Source organism: Alteromonas sp. KUL150 (assembly GCF_009811475.1).
GTDB lineage: Bacteria > Pseudomonadota > Gammaproteobacteria > Enterobacterales > Alteromonadaceae > Alteromonas > Alteromonas gracilis.
In genome coordinates this window covers 17,299-39,416 of sequence record NZ_BLIJ01000014.1, presented here as the reverse complement: position 1 = coordinate 39,416, position 22,118 = coordinate 17,299, and the positions used below count along the sequence as shown (strand labels likewise).

Here is a 22,118-nt window from a genome sequence, read left to right as displayed (position 1 = left end):
CTTAAATAAACAAGCAAGGAAGACCAAATTGTTGATAAGTTTCAAAACCACCATGAAAACTCATACAACGAAGAATTTGTTTAGTAAGTTTCCAACAAAAATACGGGCTTCGACATTAGGGCTAGTCTCACTATTCGCCCTCGGCGGCTGTGGCGATCTCTTCGAACCTACCATCAGTGAAATTTGCGAGTCTCACAGCGAAATTTGTCTCGACTTAAGTTTAGACGCACGCTGTCGCGCCGAGCGAGCCGAAATTATTCGCCTTCGCTACTACAACCAAGACTCGAAAGATGACGCATATAAATACCCACTTCTTTTGAATTTCGAAGAATACTTAACGTGTGTAGAAGAAGTGCAACACATTGAGCACATAAAGCGCAAAGGAAAAGAAGCCACCCGACTTAAGGGCGTGATCACTGCTCAACGTGAAATTAAACGGCTTAGCAGAGAGACTAAAGATTCATTAGACCCCTACCTCTCCTACTATCACTGGACTCGTTTCAACGATAAAGATGCTTTTCATCGCTTTGAGCGCTACGCGGCAAGCAATCGGGTTACCGATCCCGCTTTACTGGTATCTCTTGCCTCAGTTCAGATAAAAACCGATTTAAAGCGCACCACAGAAACCCTTTATCGCGCATTAAGCTTATACACCGACAGTGATGATATTGATGTAAGTGTTTTTTATTCACTCGCTTCTATAGGCATGGACATAGACAATTATCGTCGTGCTTATGTCTGGTACGGCGTCGCTGAAGCCTTCGATGAGAGACTCGATGAAACTCAGCGAGTTCAATTGGGGCAACAACATGCACTTCCTACTGAAATATTGGACGCTATCATCGATGAAGTCGTTAGCAGCCTTAAAAGCGCAACCTTCGATGCGAATGCGCTTAAGCTAGATAAGCTCTGATTTTTGAAACTTAGTTACACAATTTTATCGGTAAATAATTAAAAAAACCGCCATTTATGGGCGGTTTTTTTAAATTTTAAAATTGAAGGCCAAACACAAGGTTAATTTTTAATCAGATGTTTACCTTAATCTTCTTTAGCGACGTTGTGAGACTGCAATATCAGCCTTTTACTTTAACGTTGTCTTCGCCCTTAAATGTCATAGACAGTGAGTTTACACAATAGCGCTGCCCCGTTGGCGCAGGTCCATCAGGAAAAACGTGCCCCAAGTGGGAACCACACTGCTTACAAAAAATCTCAACCCTTCGCATACCGTGAGTTAAATCTTCTCTGTAATCCACATTGCCATCATCGAGCTGCTTATAAAAAGATGGCCAACCACAACCGGCATCGAATTTGGTATCTGAAGGAAATAAGGGAGCTTCACAGCACTTACATAAATACAAGCCTTCTCGCTGTTCATCTAAAAGAACCCCTGTGAAGGGCCGCTCAGTCCCCGCTTCACGACACACATAGTATTCCTGTTCACTTAAATCTGTTTTCCAATCTTTTTCTGTTTTGGATACACCTTCATTATTATCTGTCGACATCGCTTACCTCCTAAAACAAAAAAGGCGTATTTGACAACAAATACACCTTTTTCTTAAAAACGCTCGCTCATTAATGACAGGGCTCATAGAGCGATAGCGTTGAATGTTATCAGCTATCTTTTGATAGCAGTTTGCGGCCTTGCTGGATCACTCCACTCGATGTGGTACTTCTTACCCGCTGGTTTATCAACACGCTGATAAGTGTGCGCGCCGAAATAATCGCGCTGGCCTTGCAACAGGTTAGCAGGTAATACCGCTGTGCGATAAGAATCGTAATAACTCAATGCTGACATCATTGCAGGACAAGGAACCCCTGCAAGGGTTGCTTGGGCGATAGATTCTCGCCAATCAGCTTGGAATTGGGTAATTTGTTCGGAAAAGAACGGGTCCATCAACAAGTTCGCAAGATCTTCGTTGTTTTCGTAAGCCTTAGAAATCGACTGTAAAAATACTGCGCGAATAATACAGCCTGCACGCCAAATTTTTGCGATTTCTCCAAACTCTAACGTCCAACCGTGTTCTTTACCCGCCATAGCCATCAGCTGGAAACCTTGAGCATAAGCACAGATTTTCGAGCAGTAGAGCGCTTGCTCTAGCTTGTTAACGATAGACATTTTTTCTTCATCGCTAAACGTTCGCGCATCTGGACCTGTGAGTACTTTACTCGCTGCCACTCGCTCATCTTTCAGGCTAGATATACTGCGTGCGAATACTGCTGATGTAATAGTTTGCGCCGGGCTACCTACCTGTAATGCGCTTACCGCGGTCCACAGACCCGTTCCTTTCTGGCCTGCCCTGTCTAAAATAACATCAACAAGCGGCTGATTGGTTTCTGGATCCATTTGCTCTAGCACTTCGGCACTGATTTCCATCAAATAGCTATTAAGCTTGCCTTGGTTCCACTTGCGAAATACTTCTGCTATTTCAGCGGGCGCCATATGAAGCGCCTCGCGCATTACATGATAGGTTTCGCAAATTAGCTGCATGTCGGCGTACTCTATGCCGTTGTGCACCATTTTCACGTAGTGACCCGCTCCAACGGGACCTATATAAGTCGCGCATGGTTCGCCTTCTAACACTGGCTGACCCGGCGTATGACTTTCTAGTGGCTTACCGGTTTCAGGATCTACCTTCGCAGCAATAGCTTTGAGCACAGGCTCGATACGTGTCCATGCATATGGGTTGCCTGAAGGCATTAAAGACGGACCAAAGCGCGCACCGACTTCACCGCCAGACACTGCAGTAGAGAAGAAAATAAATTTCCCTTTATACTGCTCTTCGCGGGCTACAGAGTCAGTCCACAAGCTGTTACCTGTATCTACAACGATATCGTCAGCATGAATACCCGCATCAATCAGATGATTACAAACATGGTCAACTGGGTCGCCCGCAGGCACAGAGATGATAATTAAATGAGGGGCTTTTAATTTGCTCAAAAGCTCGGTGTATGAACTACAGCCTTCAACACGAGGCTCAGTATTTTCGGCGCGTTCGCTGTCGTCTTTAGCTAAAATAGACTCAACTTTGTTTTGGTCTAAGTCGAAGCACGCGACGCGATAACCATGGTCCACAAGGTTCATGGTCAGGTTACTACCCATTACCCCTAAACCGATAAAACCAATATCACACGACTTGTCTTCGTGCGAATTACCACCTTTCTTTTGCATAGGAACACCCTCACATTTCAGATGGCTGCGCATGATACCACCTGAAACAATAATGAACAGTCAAACATCGTAATTTCGTCTGCACTGGTGTAAATACCACCACCAGTAAATATAAACAGGCATTAAAGGCTAATTGGTCGGAGATTTTAACCCTGAGCTTCAGCTTACAATCCTATGCTGTATGAAATCCCAACAAAGGTAAAGTCTTAGTCGCTTCAACGCATTATAGTATAGGGAGATATTATTCTTAACGCACACTAACCGAAAATCAATGGCGCTCTACCCAGTAAACTGGGCAAAGCTAAACAGCGTGAGTGATTTACTGGCTTGCAAAAACACCTTTTGGATGCATATTGACGGTTGTTCTTCCAGCGAACTGTATCTGGTATCTAGGTGCATAGTCCATCCCCCTTTTGGAAGTACAGACGGTAGATGGAAGCGCACGTCATTTTCACTGGCGTTAACGCATAAAAACCAATGTTCTGGCTTTTGTTCACCTAACGCACACCCCTTAATTTCAACGCCAAAGGACTTGTTGTGGTGCGCATTCCAGTCTTCAGACGCTTTGTCTGAACCATCGGGTTTGTACCAGTTTATTTCTTTTACATTTCGCGACAAAGTAAAAGCATCATCATGAAGCTTTAACTCACTTAATAAGGAAGACGATTGACGCAGGCGAATAACGTATTGACAAAAACTCAGAAAGTCCTGCTTGCGTTTATTCATCTCCCAGTTCAGCCAGCTTATAGGATTATCCTGGCAGTAAGCGTTGTTGTTTCCATTTTGGGTACGGCTTAACTCATCGCCACCAAGAATATGGGGCGTACCTTGTGAAAAAATCAAGGTTGCAAAGAGGTTTCGTTTCTGGCGCTCTCGCATGGTGATAATCGATTCATCGTTGGTTTCGCCCTCTACACCATAATTAGCCGATAGGTTGTGACCGTGACCATCTCTGTTATCTTCCAAATTATCAAGATTATGACGCTCGGCGTAAGTCACCATATCATGAAGGGTAAATCCATCGTGATAGGTTACGTTATTCACCGATGTACTGATATGTCGACGCCCTTTGTGAAATATATCTCTGGAGCCCATAAGTCGCGTTGCGAAATCAGCTGTTACGCCATCGTCACCGCGCCAAAATGCTCGCACCGTGTCTCTATACTTATCGTTAACCTCAAGCCAAGGCGACGGGAAGTTGCCAACCTGATAACCGCCAGGTCCAATGTCCCAGGGTTCGGCAAGTAATACTTTATCCCTTAGAAAAGGATCGGCGCTGATTGCCCGCAGCAAACCGGACTTTTTATTATACTGCTGCGGTTCTCTTCCCAAACAAACAGCTAAGTCAAACCGAAAACCATCAACACCAATAACCGAGACCCAGTGACGCATCGCATCTAAAATAAGGCCCATCATAAATGGTTGAGCGGTGTTTACGGTGTTACCACAGCCTGAATGATTCGAATAGACGAGCTCACCGGTTTTTGTTTGTTCCAATAAATACGCTTGATAGGGGCAAAATCCTTTATACGATAATATCGGGCCCCCCTCTCCTGCTTCTGCCGTATGATTAAATACCACATCGACAATTACCTCAAGGCCAGCACTGTGGTACGCATCGACCATTGCTTTAAGCTCGGCCAAGGCGTCTGCCACACCGTAGCGAGGCTCTGGCGCGAAAAAATTAACGGGGTTATAACCCCAATAATTCGTCAGTCCTTTATCTGTAATAAACGGTTCGGGCATGAATGAGCACAAAGGCATAAACTGTACCGTAGTGATACCCAGCGCCTTTAAATGGTTAATTACGCTTGGATGCGCCGCCCCTATAAATTTGCCTCTATGCTCTTTCGGTACATCAGGGTGAAGCTTAGTGAGCCCTTTAACGTGGGCTTCATAAACAACACGCTTGTGTTTTGGAATAACAGGGGAACTTGCATGGCTAACAGCGTAAGAGCTATCGTCTATAACAATACACTTTGGGACCATAAACTGAGAGTCATGCTTGTAACGTCGCGCATCCCACTTTATCGCACGGCTTAATTTCTTTGCGTAAGGATCGATAAGTAATTTGTCAGTGGGCACTGAGTGCAAACCGCCCTCACCCCGTTCAACCCGATATCCATAGTACTGCCCTGCACTAACGCCGCTGAAGTGACCATGCCAAACCTCGCCTGTTTTTTCCGGCAACGGATGCTCGCTTATCGCCTCTTCTGTATCGCTATTGAAAAAACACAATATTACCGCTTTCGCGTCTGGTGCATATACCGCGAAATTACATCCTTCTTTTGTAATTGATGCGCCTAATGGATACGGCTGGCCTATTGCATTTATTTCAATTAGCGCGGTTGTTTGTATCTCGTTCACAACGTTCTCAATGTACTATTAGCTTAACGGTTTAGTCTAAGTTGGTAATATAAAACACAGTAGACAGGGGCGGTAACGTTACCTCCACAGAATAGGGTCGATCATTCCACGGAGTGTTTTGTGTATCTACTTTAGAAACCACTTCATAATTGCTTCCCCAGAATTCGCCGGCATCCGTATTCAAAGCCAATGATAACGAACACGCTTCATCAACACCTATCCTGAAATGCTTACGCGGTACAGGAGTAAAGTTAGATACAACATAGACCTTTTGTTTTGCATCTTTAGATGTTCGTACAAATGACACAACGCTCTGGTCGGCATTACCGTGGTCTAACCAAGCGAAACCGGCGGGGTTATGATCTTGTTCATACAACGCAGGCGTCGACGTATAAAGATGATTAAGCGCCTTGTAAAGGGTTTGAACACCCTTATGCTTGTCGAAATCTAGAAGATGCCAGTCAAGACTACTGTCATGATTCCATTCACGGGCCTGCGCGAGCTCGTTCCCCATGAAATTTAGCTTCTTACCAGGGTGCCCATACATAAAACCGGCGTAACAGCGTAAATTTGCTGCCTGCTGCCATTCATCCCCCGGCATCTTATGCAGCATACTACCCTTTCCGTGCACAACTTCATCGTGTGAAATAGGCAGTACAAAGTTTTCATCAAACGCATACACCATACTGAACGTGATATCGCCATGGTGATAATTGCGATATGCGGGGTCTTTAGCAATATAATGTAATGAATCGTGCATCCAACCCATATTCCACTTAAAACCGAAACCTAGGCCGCCATCGAATACGGGGCGAGAAACCTTGGGAAACGACGTCGATTCTTCGGCAATCGTCATGGCGTCTGGATAGTGTTTATATACTTCCTCGTTCATCCACTTAAGCAAACTGATGGCTTCATAGTTTTCATTACCACCGTTCACGTTCGGGATCCACTCGCCGTCATTGCGCGAGTAATCGAGATACAGCATTGAAGCTACGGCATCAACACGCAGTCCGTCCACGTGGAATTTATCTAACCAAAATAGCGCATTTGCCACTAGGAACTGGCGAACAGTATCTTTACCGAAATCATAAATGCATGAGTTCCAGTCTGGGTGCCAGCCTTTGCGTGGGTCCTCGTATTCATAAACGCAAGAACCATCGAATCGGGCTAAACCATGTCCATCTTCAGGAAAATGAGCGGGGACCCAATCGATAATCACGCCAATTCCAGCTTGGTGGCATTTATCAACAAAATATTTAAAATCATCCGGGTTACCGAAACGACTGGTGGGTGCAAACATTCCTACGGGCTGATACCCCCATGAGCCATCAAACGGAAACTCAGAAATGGGGAGAAGTTCGACGTGGGTATAGCCCATGTCACTAACATAAGCAATCAAATCATCAGCAAGCTCGCGATAAGTCAGGTAGCGAGCACCAGACGCATCGTCCGGGCGCTTCCACGAGCCTAAATGTACCTCATAAATACTCATGGGGCTTTGGTACTTATTTTTACCGCGCTGTTCCATCCAAACTTGGTCGTTCCACTCATAGGTATCGTGGTTGAAGATTTTTGAAGCGTGCGATGGATACTGTTCGGCACTGAAGCCCAGCGGGTCAGCTTTATGTGGTAAGTCGTGCCCGTGGGCGTCTTTGATATGATACTTGTAACGTTCGCCCTCAGTCAGTTCTGGTACAAAAAGCACCCAATAACCCATTGACGTCTTTTCCATGGGGTGCATACGGCCATCCCACTGATTGAAATCTCCGATAAGGGAAACGGTGCTGGCGTTAGGCGCAAAAACACAAAATCTTACACCGCTAATTTCGTTTCCACTGCCTGTAGTGAGGGATATAAGCTGTGCGCCAGCTTGCGTGTATAAATTTTCCGGTGCGCTATCAATATAATGGACTGCATGATAGGCCTGTTCAGTGAACTGATAGGGGTCAATATTACCTTTTTTATCTTGGGAGCCTCGAGTGATAACCCGATAAACTTCACCGTCATAACCTTTTGGTAGCGACGCCTCAAACAATCCATCTTTTGATGAGAGCGTTAAATCTTCAAGCGCAGAATTTTCCCATTGAATGGTGATTCCTTGAGCATTAGGGCGCCACACTCGAAGTTTCGACTCATTACTACTTGTTATTATACCTAGTTGGGAAAAGGGCTGAGAACATAATACCTGTTCAAACTGCTGCGCTAATTGCATTCGCTACTCCTATTAAAAACCCGCATTTCAGCGGGTTGAATTGAGGGCTTGAGTGCGCCTTATTGCGTTCAAGCCCTGTCGAAAGCACCGTGATGGCACTTTATCTTACTCGATTAAGTAACCTAGGCAACCATCAATTACCGTTTCTTTGATAATGATGATTAGGGACACACGCCCTACCCTTGGCTCGCTTGCTTTCGTGCTTGAGTAAGTTTAGACGCTAAATCATTAATATCATGTCTTTCGAACATCGATTCAATATTCTCGGTGAGTTTTCTGCGCCAGTTAGGATATTCATTAAACGTACCCGGGATATTCACCGGCTTATCCATTTCTAACCAGTCTTCTAACTGAAGACTTAAGAGTGCGCTAGACCCTCCTGCCATATGAACTTGCATCCCGTTGTTAAGTTCTCGGTTCATACCTGTGAAATTAACATCGTGACCCACATTGTCATCAATTGAACCATGGCCGTGCAGGGTATTTAGAATTTCCTGCTTATTTTCATGGCGGTCTTCATACAAGGTCTGCAGAATTTCATCCGTTGGATAAAGACCGATATCTTTGCCTAGCTCAAGGTCTAAACAGTGCCAGTAACCAATTAGCGTTGGCATATCGTGAGTAGTTAACGTGGACATAGACTGAACAGGATAATGGCTTGGTGAGAAGAAACCACCGTCTTCAGCTTGTTCAAAGAAAAACACACGATAAGAATACACGCCGTTATCTGCAAGCTTACTGCGAATTTCCTCTGGCACCGTACCTAAATCTTCGCCAATGACCAGGCTCTCGTTGCGGTGACTTTCTAGTGCAAGTATGCCTAACAGGTCATCTACAGGGTAATACACGTAGCCGCCATCTTTTGCGTTATCGCCTTTAACAACCCACCACAAACGCAGTAGCGCCATCACGTGGTCAATACGCAGTGAGCCCGAAGACGCCATGTTCGAAGCAAATAAGTCGATGATTGGCTGGTAGCCCTGTTCGTAAAGTTTACGCGGATCCATAGGTGGTAAACCCCAATTTTGACCTAATGGACCTAAAATATCGGGTGGCGCCCCCACGCTCGCGTTCGTGCAGTAGAGGTCTTTGTTACCCCAAATTTCGGCACTGCCCTCACTAACGCCGACGGCTAAATCGCGATAAAGACCAATGATCATGCCTGCGTCGGTTGCTTTGCTGCTTGCTAGTTCAAGCTGCTGTGCCGCAATCCACTGCAGAAACAGATAGAACTTCACTTCTTGCTCGTTCGCGCGCTTAAATTTAGCCACGGCTGGGTTGTGATAATCTTTAAATTCCTGAGGAAATACTGGCCAGCCCCAGCTCTCTTTACCATCAGCCTTTAGGTGCGACTGCAGCGCATCGTATACCGCCAACATATCTAAGCTTTCACCGCCAGCTTCCACAAACGCTTTAAACGCTTTATTTTGTTTGGTGTTTTTACATAGATATTTTGCGTTATACACCTCAAAAACGGCTTTAAGTGCAGCTAATTTCAAATGTGCGACTGCTTCATAATCCACGTGTTCGACATTGCGAGCATGTTCAAGGGTCGCTTTAAAATCATCACTATTTACTAGGCTCTGTACGGAGGCATCGTCGTAACCTTCAATGGTAGTTACATCAATATATAAATAATTCAACCAACGACGAGAACTTGGCCCATATGGCGAGCACGCATTTGGATTAGCGGGATATAGAGCATGAATTGGATTGAGGCCAATAAAATCCGCACCAACACCTGCTGCTTTTTCTATGAGTAATGAAAGGTCAGAAAAGTCACCAATACCCCAGTTCTTTTCACTACGCACGCAATAAAGTTGAACGCTTAAGCCCCAAATTTTCTTGCCTTCTTTGATTTCACTTGGCGTGTAGCACGCTTCTGGCGCAACGATAATACGGGATCGCGCAAATTCATCGTTATCAGCACTTAATACCACATCGTGATAACCCAATGGTAAATCCAAAGGAACTGTTACAACGTACTCATGAAACTCGACATCGTCGATGTGAGCCATAGTCGTCATTTCTTGATCAACAGGGATAAATGTGTGCGCTTTAACCTCACCGTTTTCGCAAGTGATGGTAAGGGTATGTTCGTCGTTGACCAATTCGATAGGAAGACGAACGGCAACGATAATTTCTTCGGTATTGCGAACAACCTGAACAGGGTTAAGCGGCGACAACCATACCGATTTAACGTCTTGCGTTATTTGTGACTGAATTTTTTCGTCACTACTAGTGTCATAACCAAGTGTGTTAAGCAACTTGGCTTTGCTTGATTCTGCGATGGTTGCAGGTTTTCCCCATGCGTCGACATATTGGGTTTCGATGCCCCGCATTTCAACCAGTTGTTGCAGAAGTTGTTGTGTCATGGTTTGTCATTCCTGTTATTCGGTGAAAGACGCAGTATCTGAGAAAAAGCGTAAGCGTCACATACAATTTTTTAACATTATTCTAGAAACATGAGCTCGACGATATCTGAATACGATTGCAAAAGTATTAATTCGTAATTTTGCAACACATTTGCTTTTTATTTTGCTAATTATGGCATTTTGATCCATACTTTACGTAATTTATTTTCATTTTATTTAAACAATCGGGGTACGTTATGACAATTCGCATCGGTATCAATGGTTTTGGCCGTATTGGTCGCCTAGTAATGCGTGCAGCAGCAGAGCGCAATGACATCGAAGTTGTAGCTATTAACGACTTGCTAGACACAGATTACATTGCTTATCTTCTGAAGTACGACTCGACTCACGGTTTATTCGACGGTGAAGTTACGGTTGATAACAACAACCTAGTAGTAAACGGTAAAACTATTCGTATCACTTCAGAAAGAGATCCAGCTGCACTTAAGTGGAATGAAGTAGACGTTGACGTTGTTGTTGAATCTACCGGTCTATTCCTGACAAAAGAAACGGCGGCTAAACACATCGAAGCAGGTGCTAAAAAGGTTGTTATGTCTGCGCCTTCAAAAGATGATACGCCTATGTTCGTTATGGGTGTGAACCAAGACAGCTACGCGGGCGAAACCATCGTATCGAACGCGTCGTGTACTACTAACTGTTTAGCGCCACTTGCTAAAGTACTTAATGACAAGTTTGGCATTGTTGATGGTCTAATGACAACCGTTCACGCGACGACGGCTACACAGAAAACTGTAGATGGCCCATCTATGAAAGATTGGCGCGGGGGTCGTGGTGCTGGCCAAAACATCATTCCATCGTCAACGGGGGCAGCGAAAGCTGTAGGTAAAGTAATTCCAGAACTAAACGGCAAACTTACGGGCATGGCTTTCCGTGTACCTACACCAAACGTTTCAGTTGTAGATCTTACTGTTAACTTGGCAAAGCCTGCAAGCTACGCTGACATCTGCGCAGCCATGAAAGAAGCCTCTGAAGGCGACTTGAAAGGTATCATGGGCTACACCGAAGATGCTGTTGTTTCTAATGATTTCGTTGGCGACGCTCGCACATCTGTTTTTGACGCTACGGCAGGTATCGCATTAACTGATACATTCGTTAAATTAGTATCTTGGTACGATAACGAATGGGGCTACTCAAACAAGGTTCTTGACCTTGTGGCTCACATATCAAAGTAAAAAACCAAATTTTGCAAAAATAGTTAAACTAATTTTGTATAAGTTGAGTTAATCTAAAGGTGTAAACAATGCGTTTGCACCTTTTTTGTTTTTGAAAGTGACGCTTTCTATTAGCACGATGTTCTAGCGATACATGTTTTCCCGTCGCTTATCTTTTTTGTTCTCTTATTTGTCCAAGGAGGGCTTATGCCGCCTGTTAATTCAGTTACCGTTAGCGAGTCTAATGGACTCACCTTTCTAGATGTGAGTAATTCGTTCGCTTCAGCACGTATAAGCCTATTTGGCGGCCATATCCTTTCTTATATTCCAAAAGTCGACGAACGAGAGCGACTCTGGGTAAGCCCTCACGCCTATTTAAATGGCGAACGTCCTATTCGTGGCGGTATTCCAGTATGCTGGCCTTGGTTTAGCGACGATCACGGCCGCGAGAAGGGTGCACTCCCCTCTCATGGTTTTTTAAGAACACAAGTGTGGAAGCTGGTTAATTCAGAAGATACAGACAAGAGAACAACGATAACCCTTTCTCCAAGCTTTACCCGTGCAGAAGGGTTCGAAAACGACTGCAGCGTTATTATGAAAATTGCCGTCGGTGAAGCGCTAGAAGTCTCGCTCGTTACAGAAAATACGGGTGTAGTACCATTCGAGTTCAATTGCGCATTACACACTTACTTTCAAGTAGATCACATCCAACATACGCAGATAAACGGTATTGAAGGGCAATACAAAGATAAGCTAGATGATTGGGCCTTAAAATCTACACCTGCGCCATATACGATTACTGGTGAAACAGACCGAATACATGTTGCCCCGGTTAAAACCGCTGAAATCGAAGTGGACGGCAGTGCATTTACCGAAGTTGTTTCTGAAGGTAATGATTCGCTTGTAATATGGAACCCGTGGCAGGGTGCGGCCTCTATTTCAGATATGGATCCCTTCGGCTATAAACATATGCTATGCGTAGAGACATCTTTAACACAAGGTCAAACGTTAGCCCCTGGTGAAAGCCATGCACTCAAGCAAACTATCATTCCTAGATAGTACATTTAGCAATGTGTTGATATCTAGCGCCTCAAAATGCTTATTTATCAGCACCGTTTAATATCAGTCCGCATAAATATAAAAAAACCTGCACAATGGCAGGTTTTTTTAATTTAAAAGCGTTTTGCTTTTACTGCTTCGCGCCTGCAACAGCTTCTTTAGCAAGCTGGGTAATACGCGCCCAATCACCTGACTCAATTGCGTCATCAGGGGCAAGCCATGAACCACCTACGCATTTAACGTTGTTAAGTGCTAGGTAGTCGTTGTAGTTGTTTGGACCAATACCGCCTGTTGGGCAGAACGTCACATCAGGGAAAGGACCACTAATAGACTTGATAGCTTTAACACCGCCTGACGCTTCTGCAGGGAAGAACTTCATGTGGGTGTAGCCTGCATCCTTGCCTTTCATAAGGTCAGACGTAGAAGAAATACCAGGAATAAGCGGGATATCTGCATCCATACCTGCTTTAAGTAGGTCAGCAGTCATACCTGGACTGATGGCAAACTTAGCCCCAGCTTCAATTACCGCTTTAAGCTGCTGCGCATTGGTTACCGTGCCAGCTCCGATAAGTGAATCAGGTACTTCCTCTGCAATACGCTTAATCACGTCAATTGCCGCTGGCGTACGCAAGGTCACTTCTAATACCTTGATCCCGCCTTCCATTAGCGCTTTTGCCAGAGGAACGGCTTTTTCCACGTCGTTGATAACCAGTACAGGTACCACTGGACCGGCTGCAAAAATTTCCTCTGGAGAGGTTTTCCATTTGGTTGTCATAATTTAGCTCGCTGTATTTTGATTCAGATATGCAGCCGCACCCAATAGACCATGGTCAGGCTCTGCAATTAAATAGGTGGGAATGTCTTTCACGTAGTGCTTCATCTGCCCTTTTGCCTCAAAACGAGCTCTAAAATCACTGTTTTGAATAAATTCAGGGAAACGGTTGGCAATACCACCGCCAATGAAGATGCCGCCAGTCGTGGCCATGTTAAGCGCTAAATTACCGGCGAAACTCCCCATAATGCGACAAAATTGCGTAAGCGTTGCTTCTGCAATCTTACACGTACCGTTAAGGGCTGCTTCTGTGATTTGCGCTGGCTCTGTAAAAGTCACTGGGGCGTTTGCGTCAGTAGCAAGTGCTGTATAGATATTATGCAGTCCGCGACCCGACATTACTTCTTCAGCAGACGCTCTGCCCAAAGTGTTTTGCAGATGACGCCACACTACAACGTCAGTTTCATCAACAGGGGCAAAATCAACGTGACCGCCTTCACCATCAAGAGTCTGCCAGCCAGAAGACGTCATTGTGATGTGTTCAACACCAAGACCCGTCCCCGGACCAAAAACAGCAATATTGCCATTTTCTTTCGCGGTACCTTCGCCAATTTGTACCACCTGCTCTTTACCCAACACGGGTAAAGAGTGCGCTACCGCCGTAAAGTCGTTAATAACAAACAACGCATCTAGCTTAAGCTGACTGCGAAGTGCATTTTGTGAAAACGCCCAACTGTGATTTGTCATTTCGACTTGATCGCCAAGCACAGGGCATGCAATGGCAATACAGCCTTGCGTAAAGGTGTGTTGCGCCATATCAGAAAAGTATTGGCCTATGGCCAAATCTATACTGGCAAAGTCATTGCACATGTACTTTTTAATGTCGGCTACACCAGACTCGGTTACCCTAGCAACGCGAATATTTGTGCCGCCAACATCAGCCACAAACTTCTGGCTCATTATGCTTGCTCCTGCGTATAAAACAGAGAACACGCTCCTTCTTCTGCGCCAGTAAGTATTGCACGCATACCTGCGAACATCTCACGTCCCATGCCTATGTGATGCTTAGCTAGGTTTGCTGGCGCAGCCTCACGAGCGGCCAACGTTTCATCATCAACATGCAAGGTAAGCGCACCGGTTTCGGTGTTAAGCTCAATGATGTCGCCCTCTTGCACTTTAGCAAGCAAGCCACCTTTGTACGCTTCCGGAGTCACATGGATAGCAGCAGGTACCTTACCTGATGCACCCGACATACGACCGTCAGTTACAAGGGCTACTTTGAAGCCGCGGTCTTGAAGCACACCAAGCGGTGGCGTTAAGCGGTGAAGCTCTGGCATACCAATCGCTGATGGGCCCTGGAAGCGAACAACAACAATGCAATCTTTGTCTAGCTTGCCAGATTTGAACGCATCATCTAACTCGAATTGGTCTTCAAAAACAACGGCCGGTGCTTTGATGTTGCAGTGCGGAGTGCGAAGCGCAGAAGTCTTGATTACGCCACGGCCTAGGTTGCCGTCAAGCACACTCAATCCACCGTCTGGTTTAAACGGGTTTTCTACTGTAGCAAGTACTTCTTTATCGAGTGACTCAGTAGGGCCATCTCGCCATTCTAACTCACCATCTTTCAAAACAGGCTCTTTGGTGTATAAATCTAAGCCTTCACCAACAATTGTTTTCACATCGTTGTGCAGTAGGCCCGCATCAAGCAATTGCTTGATAAGTAAAGACATACCACCAGCGGCAACGAAGTGATTGATGTCAGCTGAACCGTTTGGATAGATGCGAGTTAACAGCGGCACTGCATTAGAGATATCTGAGAAGTCATCCCAATTTACGATGTAGCCTGCAGAACGCGCGACGGCAATTAGGTGCATGGTATGGTTAGTAGAACCACCTGTTGCAAGCAGACCCACAAGACCGTTCACAATGGCCTTAGCATCTACAATGTGACCAATTGGCGTGTAGTTGTCACCAAGGTCAGTTAAGCGCGTTGCTTGAACCGCTGCTGCTTTCGTAAGCGCGTCACGTAACGGTGTACCCGGATTAACAAAAGAAGAGCCCGGTAAATGTAAGCCCATCATTTCAACCACTAGCTGGTTAGAGTTTGCTGTACCGTAAAAAGTACAAGTACCTGCTGAGTGATATGACTGAGATTCAGCTTCAAGTAGTGCGTCGCGACCCACTTTGCCTTCAGCAAATTCTTGGCGAACCCGTGCTTTTTCTTTGTTTGGCAGACCCGACGGCATTGGACCAGCAGGAACAAAAACGGTTGGCAAGTGACCAAAAGTTAATGCACCCATCAATAGTCCAGGTACGATTTTGTCGCAGATACCAAGCATCAACGTACTATCGAACATGTTATGTGAAAGTGCGATAGCTGCACCCTGAGCAATGTTGTCACGGCTCATTAAGCTTAAGTCCATACCAGACTGGCCTTGGGTAACGCCGTCACACATTGCAGGAACACCACCTGCGAACTGCGCAACACTGCCAACTTCTTTGACGGCTTCACGAATGATCGCTGGGTACGTCTCATACGGCTGATGTGCGGAAAGCATATCGTTGTATGCAGACACGATAGCTACGTTGGCTTTAGTCATTGAACGAAGGTCAGCTTTTTCGCTTGTACCACATGCAGCAAAGCCGTGAGCCAAGTTGCCGCATGACAACACACCTCGGTGTGGACCTTGACGACGGGCTGCTTCAATTTTTTCTAAATACGCTTTACGCGTTTCTTTACTACGCTCGATAATTCGTTGCGTAACTTCAGCAATTTTTGGATTCATGTTTGTCTCCTATGGCGCCCACATCAAAGTAACCGGCGCACGGTTAACTACAGCGGTGATGGGCTTTTGCGCTTCGGTGGCATTTTCAATAGCATCTAGCAATACTTGCTTTTTCTTTTCACCCGTTAAGTGCAAAAAGATATTACGGCTATTTAGTAACGCTGGTAGCGTTAGTGAAATACGTTGATGAGGTGCTGTTGTAGGTTGAACAGCAATGCATGTTCTGCCGCTGCTCATATCTAAGCCGTCAAGGACCTGCTCAGAACAAGGGAAAAGCGAAGCAGTATGTCCGTCTTCTCCCATTCCAAGAATTAATGCGTCAAAGGGCTGAGGCATGCTGGCTAAATTTGATTCAGCTGCATTCACGCCTTCGTTTGCATCATCAGCGTCACTTTTCAATTCGATAAAACGAGCTGCTGCGGCTTTATTTTGAATTAAATTATTTTTTACTAAACTGGTGTTGCTGGCCTCGTGGCCCTCTTCTACCCAACGCTCATCGGCAAGGGTAATGTCAACTTTATCCCACTCTAAATCGGTTTCGCTTAGCTGTTTAAACAGCGCTAGCGGCGTACGACCGCCACTAACGATAAGCGAGGCACGACCTCGTGTTTTGATCCCTGTTTTGAGAATACTTACTAAATCTTGCGCAAAGGCATTAGTAAGCGCGTCAGGCGTTTCGAATGATAGAGTTGTTAATGCCATACTATTTCTTCTTCCCTGTTTTGCTTTCATACCAGCTGCGGTTTTCGCGAGCAAGAAGACCAATAGAGTCTACTGGTCCCCATGTACCTGCTTGATATGGCTCTGGCGGCTCACTTGATTGCTTCCACGCCTCAAGTATTGAGTCTACCCATGTCCAAGCTTGTTCAATTTCATCACGGCGTACGAATAGCGCCTGATTGCCAAGCATCACTTCAAGGAGTAATTTTTCGTAGGCGTCAGGAATGCGCTCGTCAGCAAACGCTTCAGAGAAGCTCAAGTTAAGCTTAGATTTTTGAAGATCCATAGAACCTGAGCTGGTAAGGCCTGGAACTTTATTCATTACAGTTATTTCTACGCCTTCATCGGGCTGTAGACGAATAACTAGCTTGTTAGGCGGAAGATTCTTAAAGCTATCGCCGAATAAGTTGTGCGGCTGGCGCTTGAAGTAAATAACAACTTCACTCACCTTAGTTGGCATGCGCTTACCTGTACGCAGGTAGAACGGCACGCCGGCCCAACGCCAGTTGTCAATTTCCGCTTTGATAGCAATAAAGGTTTCAGTTTTGCTCTGCGTATTGGCACCTTCTTCTTCAAGGTATCCAGGTACTTCTTCGCCCTTTACAAAGCCCGAGGTATATTGGCCACGTACCGTGCTTTCATTGATATTAAATGAGTTAATTGGACGAAGCGCTTTTAGCACTTTCAGTTTTTCGTCGCGAATGCTGTCAGCATCTAGCGTTGTTGGCGGCTCCATGGCCACTAGACTCAAAATTTGTAATAAATGGTTTTGAACCATGTCACGCATTTGACCAGCATCATCAAAATAACCCCAGCGACCTTCAATACCTACTGATTCAGCAACTGAAATTTGAACGTGGTCAATACAGTTGTGATCCCAGTTTGTCGCGAAAATTGAGTTTGCGAAACGAAGTGATACCAGGTTAAGAACCGTTTCTTTACCTAAATAGTGGTCAATACGATAGATTTGTTTTTCGTCGAAGTATTCGGCAACTTGCTCATTGATAACCTTGGAGGATTCCAAATCGTGACCGATTGGTTTTTCAAGCACCACACGAACGCTTGAATCGATAATTTTGCAGCTGTGTAAGCCGCGGCAAATGTCGCCGTAGATAGCTGGCGGTGTTGCTAAATAGCATACCATTGTGCGGCTAGGATCGACATGGTCATCAAGAACACAATAGCTATCAACATCTTTCATGTCGACGCAGGCGTAATGTAAACGCGCTTTCATGCGTTCCCAAGTTTCTTCACACAAGTTCTTTTCACCGAACTTAACAAGGTTCGTGTGAACTTCTTCAATGTAAGCTTCAAGCTCCATTTCCTGACGCGCAACACCAACAATAGTAGTGTCTGGATGCATCAGATTTGCTTTCTCAAGCTGATATAAAGAAGGCAGCAACTTGCGTCGTGAAAGATCTCCCAGCGTACCAAAAAGTACAAAATCACAGGGTTCGTAGGAATTATCCAATACCATATTCGTCGACCTTTTAAATGTATGTGTCCGCAGCGTATTGTACAGTTATTTACAACACTAACGACTATTTTTACCGTATAGTTAACACCAAATGTAGTAAAATTACAACTTGAACCAACTATAGGATCTAAATATTTACCGTTTCCCTCAGTTTACCCTCATTTACCCCAGTTGAAACAACAAATATTGTCAAAAAATTACATTTTTCTTGTCACCGACGTCACAATAGGTACTATTAGCGATGTACCTTATAATAAACAGTGCTAAGTATTTGCTATATCTGTATGAACATTTTAGAAAAAATCACACAAAATCAAGCGGCATTCAGTAAATCTGAGAAAAAGGTTGCAGAAGTCATTCTCGCTAACCCTCAAACGGCGATACATTCAAGTATAGCAACCCTTGCTAAAATGTCTGACGTTAGTGAGCCTACCGTTAATCGGTTCTGTCGTAGACTTGATACTAAAGGTTTTCCTGACTTTAAACTTCACTTAGCACAGAGCTTGGCCAACGGCACGCCCTATGTAAACCGTCATGTTGACGAAAACGACAGTCCGGACGAATATACCAATAAAATATTCGAATCGACCATGGCTTCACTTGAAGTGGCTCGCCAGTCCGTTGATGTAAATGTAGTGAATCGCGTGGTTGATTTGCTGACACAAGCGCAGAAGATCTCGTTTTTTGGCTTGGGCGCATCAGCATCTGTTGCGCACGATGCACTTAACAAATTTTTCCGCTTCAATGTACCTGTTGTGTATTTCGAAGACATTTTAATGCAGCGCATGAGTTGCATGAATTGTTCGGCAGGTGACGTGGTAGTATTAATAAGTCACACCGGTCGCACAAAAAGTCTTGTAGAAATTGCACAGATTGCTCGAATGAACGACGCCACTGTTGTGGGCATCACTTCAGCTGACAGTCCACTCGCTCAAGAGTGTAGCTATGTTTTATCATTAGAAGTGCCTGAAGACACAGACATGTATATGCCGATGGCGTCTCGCATCGCACAGCTGACGCTTATAGACGTTCTAGCTACAGGCTTTACTTTGCGCCGAGGCAATAAATTTAGAGAGAATCTAAAGCGCGTCAAGGATACGCTACGCGGCTCTCGTTACGAAAAGCGCGGTGATTAGTCCCCTATCGTTGATCATTGCCCGAATTATGGTCGTATAATAAATGACCCTTAGCTTTTGTAAAAACGCCTAACTGGTCGAGCCAGTAAGGCGTTTTTCTTTAATTCATTCACATTATTGTCAAATTAAACTATTATTCTGTAATAAAATTACGTAAAGCGATTACAGGCACACTGTTCATATGTGCTGCCAATCATCTTTGTCTTTTCTAACTTAGAAACAGCGACGGAATCACATGACCAGAAGAACGAAAATTCTTGCCACCCTTGGACCTTCAACCGACTCTCTTGAACAAATTCAGGCATTAATTGCTGCGGGCGCAAACACAGTGCGCATGAATTTCTCTCACGGGCAAGCTGAAGACCATATAGAACGTGCGAAGCGCGTTCGTGAGGCAGCTAAAAATCTTGGTAAATACGTAGCGATATTGGGTGACTTACAAGGCCCTAAAATACGCGTAGCACGCTTTGCCGAGGGTCCAGTTCGCTTAGAAGTAGGCGCAAAGTTTATCCTTGATGCCGAGCTTGGTCGCGATGAAGGTGATGTTAATCAAGTAGGAATAGACTATAAAGCGCTACCTGATGACGTTTCAGCTGGTGACATTCTTCTGCTTGATGATGGCCGTATTCAACTGAGAGTTACTGGTGTTGAAGGGCGTAAAGTTATCACTGAAGTTACGGTAGGTGGTAAACTTTCAAACAACAAAGGCATTAACCGTCAAGGTGGTGGACTTTCTGCCGATGCACTTACCGACAAAGATAAAGAAGACATTAAAACTGCGGCGGAAATCGGTGTTGATTACCTCGCGGTGTCGTTCCCTAGAAGTGGTGCAGACCTAAATTACGCAAGAGAACTTGCCGAAGCAGCAGGTTGTTATGCCAAAATTTGTGCAAAGGTTGAACGCGCAGAAACCGTAGCTTCTGACGAAGCTATGGATGACATTATCTCTGCGTCAGATGCCGTTATGGTAGCTCGTGGTGATTTAGGCGTTGAAATTGGTGATGCCGAACTTGTTGGTGTACAGAAGAAGTTAATCGCCCGTTCTCGCCAGCTTAACAAAGTGGTAATTACCGCAACGCAAATGATGGAGTCGATGATTGACAGCCCAATGCCAACGCGTGCAGAGGTTATGGACGTTGCAAACGCTGTTTTAGACGGCACCGACGCGGTTATGCTTTCAGCTGAAACAGCGGCAGGTAACTTTCCTATCGAGACGGTGGCAGCAATGGCCCGCGTTTGTGAAGGCGCAGAAACCCACCCAAGCGTTAAAATTTCTAAGCACCGTATGGACCAGCAATTCTCATCAACGAGCGAGTCAATTGCACTATCTGCAGTATATGCGGCAAATCACCTTCCAAGCGTTAAAGCAATTGTGGGCTTAACTGAAAGCGGTACTACGCCAACGTTAATGTCACGCATCACAACGTCACTTCCAATTATTGCGATGTCTCGTCACGAATCAACGCTTAACACGATGGCGCTGTGTCGGGGTGTTAAGCCAGTTTATTTTGACTCATCTAACAGCGAGCCTGGTAGATTAAAGTATGATGTTATTGCTTCACTAAAAGAAAAAGGTTTAGTAAAAAGTGGCGACAGCATCATCCTTACTTATGGCGATGAAATGGAAAAAGTAGGCGCAACTAACACGTTAAAAATTGTGGAAGTTGAATAACCATATTTATTATATTAAAGCGAAGCAGATGCTTCGCTTTTTTTTGCCTGAAATTTAAATAGTAATATCAAACCAAACACATAATAAAAAAGCGGTGTGAAAGTTATTGGAACAATTAACTTCACCTAATATGCCAAACGTTTCTTCGTTATAAATTTCTCAGGACAAGAACGATAAAAACAAGGATCAGTATGTACTATATCCATAAACACCATGCCTTTAGGTTATTCACAATAGCCTTTCTTACCGTTATTGGTCATTGTGCATGGGCTACATCCCCTACCACGCATAATATGAAAAGCGTTGAAGTTAGCTCACCAAGTGCTCCGTTACAGCCAATAATGATTCAAGGCCCTATGCCCATAGAAGCTCAATATTTTACTGCACTCTTGAGCAATGTGACCATCGAATATGCAGGTAATGCTGTGTTCTACAAAGGTACGCTAGACGGCTACCCCATTGTAGTTGCTAAAACTGGTAAAGGTTTAGAGAACACTGCGGCAGCAACAGCTATTGGTATAGAGCGATACCATCCTCGCCTCATTATCAATCAGGGCACATCTGGAGGACATGACCCATCTTTGAAAGTCGGAGACATCGTTTTGGGCGAGCGCAGTGTAAACGCATCAAGCTTTAAAACGCCAAGGCTAGTGCAAGGAGAAGGCAGTAATCCTCTCAATTGGATCCCCATGGATATTATGGCATCTGAAGGGAGTGCAGGAGAAGGAAGTAGTGCAAAGGATGCTGAAAAATTGCGGTTTTATTTAGGCGATAAGCAATTAATCGCGCTGGCTTCATCGCTAGCTAACCAATATGAACGAGGTAGTGTAGTAAAAGGAACAATCGGCAGCGGTAACTTTTGGAACAATGAACTAGATAGAATTGCATGGCTTAATAGGAACCTAGGTACTAGCGTGGAAGAAATGGAAACAGCTTCGGCAGCCCAAATTGCTCACGCCTACCATATCCCGTTTTTGGGTATTCGCGTTTTATCAAATAATATCACTAATCACGGTGAATATGATCCTACAACAGCCGAGGATTGCCAAGCATTTGTCGCAAAAGTGATTAAAGCCTACATTTCAAATATCGACGGATAGATTTACATAGAACCAAAAACGCCCTTTACTTTCTCAAAGCGTAAAGGGCGTTTTCATTA

Annotated in this window: 16 protein-coding genes; 6 read left to right on the top strand and 10 right to left on the bottom strand. The window is 44.8% G+C overall.

The annotated features are described in order from the left end of the window. The first annotated feature begins 28 nt into the window (after positions 1 to 28). A complete protein-coding gene (locus GVO62_RS02765; protein ID WP_159117641.1) occupies positions 29 to 913 on the top strand; it encodes a DUF2989 domain-containing protein in 885 nt (294 codons plus the stop codon). A 160-nt stretch (positions 914 to 1,073) separates the two neighbouring features. Here the strand turns inward: GVO62_RS02765 and msrB are convergent, their stop codons facing one another. From msrB to malQ, 5 genes are all read right to left on the bottom strand, one after another. Beyond that, positions 1,074 to 1,502 (bottom strand): peptide-methionine (R)-S-oxide reductase MsrB, encoded by a 429-nt coding sequence (msrB, locus tag GVO62_RS02760; protein WP_159117640.1) that lies wholly within the window; start codon positions 1,500 to 1,502, stop codon positions 1,074 to 1,076. A gap of 113 nt (positions 1,503 to 1,615) precedes the next feature. Further along, complete coding sequence (gene gndA, locus GVO62_RS02755) at positions 1,616 to 3,169, bottom strand: NADP-dependent phosphogluconate dehydrogenase (protein WP_159117639.1); 1,554 nt, start codon at positions 3,167 to 3,169, stop codon at positions 1,616 to 1,618. A gap of 279 nt (positions 3,170 to 3,448) precedes the next feature. Beyond that, a complete protein-coding gene (gene glgX / locus GVO62_RS02750) occupies positions 3,449 to 5,536 on the bottom strand; it encodes a glycogen debranching protein GlgX (protein ID WP_159117638.1) in 2,088 nt (695 codons plus the stop codon). Between the two features lie 31 nt (positions 5,537 to 5,567). Then, positions 5,568 to 7,751, bottom strand: a complete 2,184-nt coding sequence (gene glgB / locus GVO62_RS02745) for a 1,4-alpha-glucan branching protein GlgB (RefSeq protein WP_159117637.1) — start codon at positions 7,749 to 7,751, stop codon at positions 5,568 to 5,570. A gap of 176 nt (positions 7,752 to 7,927) precedes the next feature. Continuing rightward, the gene (gene malQ, locus GVO62_RS02740; protein ID WP_159117636.1) at positions 7,928 to 10,126 is read right to left on the bottom strand and encodes a 4-alpha-glucanotransferase; all 2,199 of its coding nucleotides are present in this window, start codon (positions 10,124 to 10,126) and stop codon (positions 7,928 to 7,930) included. A 236-nt stretch (positions 10,127 to 10,362) separates the two neighbouring features. Here malQ and gap point away from each other — a divergent pair, with 236 nt between their 5' ends. Both gap and GVO62_RS02730 read left to right on the top strand, forming a co-directional pair. Further along, positions 10,363 to 11,358: a type I glyceraldehyde-3-phosphate dehydrogenase gene (gene gap, locus GVO62_RS02735; RefSeq protein WP_159117635.1), complete on the top strand. Its 996-nt coding sequence runs from the start codon at positions 10,363 to 10,365 to the stop codon at positions 11,356 to 11,358. A 186-nt stretch (positions 11,359 to 11,544) separates the two neighbouring features. Next, entirely contained in the window at positions 11,545 to 12,396 is an 852-nt protein-coding gene (locus GVO62_RS02730) for a D-hexose-6-phosphate mutarotase (protein ID WP_159117634.1), read from the top strand. Positions 12,397 to 12,526: 130 nt separating this feature from the next. Here GVO62_RS02730 and GVO62_RS02725 read toward each other — a convergent pair whose 3' ends face one another. The 5 genes from GVO62_RS02725 to zwf are packed head-to-tail and all read right to left on the bottom strand — an operon-like array spanning position 12,527 to position 18,151. After that, entirely contained in the window at positions 12,527 to 13,171 is a 645-nt protein-coding gene (locus GVO62_RS02725; RefSeq protein ID WP_105929735.1) for a bifunctional 4-hydroxy-2-oxoglutarate aldolase/2-dehydro-3-deoxy-phosphogluconate aldolase, read from the bottom strand. Positions 13,172 to 13,174: 3 nt separating this feature from the next. Next, a complete protein-coding gene (locus tag GVO62_RS02720) occupies positions 13,175 to 14,128 on the bottom strand; it encodes a glucokinase (protein WP_159117633.1) in 954 nt (317 codons plus the stop codon). After that, complete coding sequence (gene edd / locus GVO62_RS02715; RefSeq protein ID WP_105929737.1) at positions 14,128 to 15,954, bottom strand: phosphogluconate dehydratase; 1,827 nt, start codon at positions 15,952 to 15,954, stop codon at positions 14,128 to 14,130. The genes GVO62_RS02720 and edd overlap by 1 nt, the downstream gene beginning before the upstream one ends. A gap of 9 nt (positions 15,955 to 15,963) precedes the next feature. Further along, the gene (pgl, locus tag GVO62_RS02710; RefSeq protein ID WP_159117632.1) at positions 15,964 to 16,656 is read right to left on the bottom strand and encodes a 6-phosphogluconolactonase; all 693 of its coding nucleotides are present in this window, start codon (positions 16,654 to 16,656) and stop codon (positions 15,964 to 15,966) included. A 1-nt stretch (position 16,657) separates the two neighbouring features. Continuing rightward, a complete protein-coding gene (zwf, locus tag GVO62_RS02705; RefSeq protein WP_159117631.1) occupies positions 16,658 to 18,151 on the bottom strand; it encodes a glucose-6-phosphate dehydrogenase in 1,494 nt (497 codons plus the stop codon). Between the two features lie 284 nt (positions 18,152 to 18,435). On the opposite strand from zwf, the gene GVO62_RS02700 reads away from it, so the two are divergent. The 3 genes from GVO62_RS02700 to GVO62_RS02690 all read left to right on the top strand — a co-directional run bounded on the left by GVO62_RS02700 (position 18,436) and on the right by GVO62_RS02690 (position 22,059). Further along, entirely contained in the window at positions 18,436 to 19,287 is an 852-nt protein-coding gene (locus GVO62_RS02700) for a MurR/RpiR family transcriptional regulator (protein ID WP_105929740.1), read from the top strand. Positions 19,288 to 19,522: 235 nt separating this feature from the next. Further along, positions 19,523 to 20,959, top strand: coding sequence for a pyruvate kinase (pyk, locus tag GVO62_RS02695; RefSeq protein ID WP_105929741.1), 1,437 nt, complete (start codon positions 19,523 to 19,525; stop codon positions 20,957 to 20,959). A 191-nt stretch (positions 20,960 to 21,150) separates the two neighbouring features. Beyond that, entirely contained in the window at positions 21,151 to 22,059 is a 909-nt protein-coding gene (locus GVO62_RS02690) for a 5'-methylthioadenosine/S-adenosylhomocysteine nucleosidase (RefSeq protein ID WP_159117630.1), read from the top strand. Positions 22,060 to 22,118 lie beyond the last annotated feature (59 nt).

Bases quoted from the DNA above. Each gene is read 5' to 3' on its own strand.
- msrB (WP_159117640.1), bottom strand. From the start codon at position 1,502: ATGTCGACAGATAATAATGAAGGTGTATCCAAAACAGAAAAAGATTGG.
- gndA (WP_159117639.1), bottom strand. From the start codon at position 3,169: ATGCAAAAGAAAGGTGGTAATTCGCACGAAGACAAGTCGTGTGATATT.
- glgB (WP_159117637.1), bottom strand. From the start codon at position 7,751: ATGCAATTAGCGCAGCAGTTTGAACAGGTATTATGTTCTCAGCCCTTT.
- malQ (WP_159117636.1), bottom strand. From the start codon at position 10,126: ATGACACAACAACTTCTGCAACAACTGGTTGAAATGCGGGGCATCGAA.
- gap (WP_159117635.1), top strand. From the start codon at position 10,363: ATGACAATTCGCATCGGTATCAATGGTTTTGGCCGTATTGGTCGCCTA.
- GVO62_RS02730 (WP_159117634.1), top strand. From the start codon at position 11,545: ATGCCGCCTGTTAATTCAGTTACCGTTAGCGAGTCTAATGGACTCACC.
- GVO62_RS02725 (WP_105929735.1), bottom strand. From the start codon at position 13,171: ATGACAACCAAATGGAAAACCTCTCCAGAGGAAATTTTTGCAGCCGGT.
- GVO62_RS02720 (WP_159117633.1), bottom strand. From the start codon at position 14,128: ATGAGCCAGAAGTTTGTGGCTGATGTTGGCGGCACAAATATTCGCGTT.
- edd (WP_105929737.1), bottom strand. From the start codon at position 15,954: ATGAATCCAAAAATTGCTGAAGTTACGCAACGAATTATCGAGCGTAGT.
- pgl (WP_159117632.1), bottom strand. From the start codon at position 16,656: ATGGCATTAACAACTCTATCATTCGAAACGCCTGACGCGCTTACTAAT.
- zwf (WP_159117631.1), bottom strand. From the start codon at position 18,151: ATGGTATTGGATAATTCCTACGAACCCTGTGATTTTGTACTTTTTGGT.
- GVO62_RS02700 (WP_105929740.1), top strand. From the start codon at position 18,436: ATGAACATTTTAGAAAAAATCACACAAAATCAAGCGGCATTCAGTAAA.
- pyk (WP_105929741.1), top strand. From the start codon at position 19,523: ATGACCAGAAGAACGAAAATTCTTGCCACCCTTGGACCTTCAACCGAC.
- GVO62_RS02690 (WP_159117630.1), top strand. From the start codon at position 21,151: ATGTACTATATCCATAAACACCATGCCTTTAGGTTATTCACAATAGCC.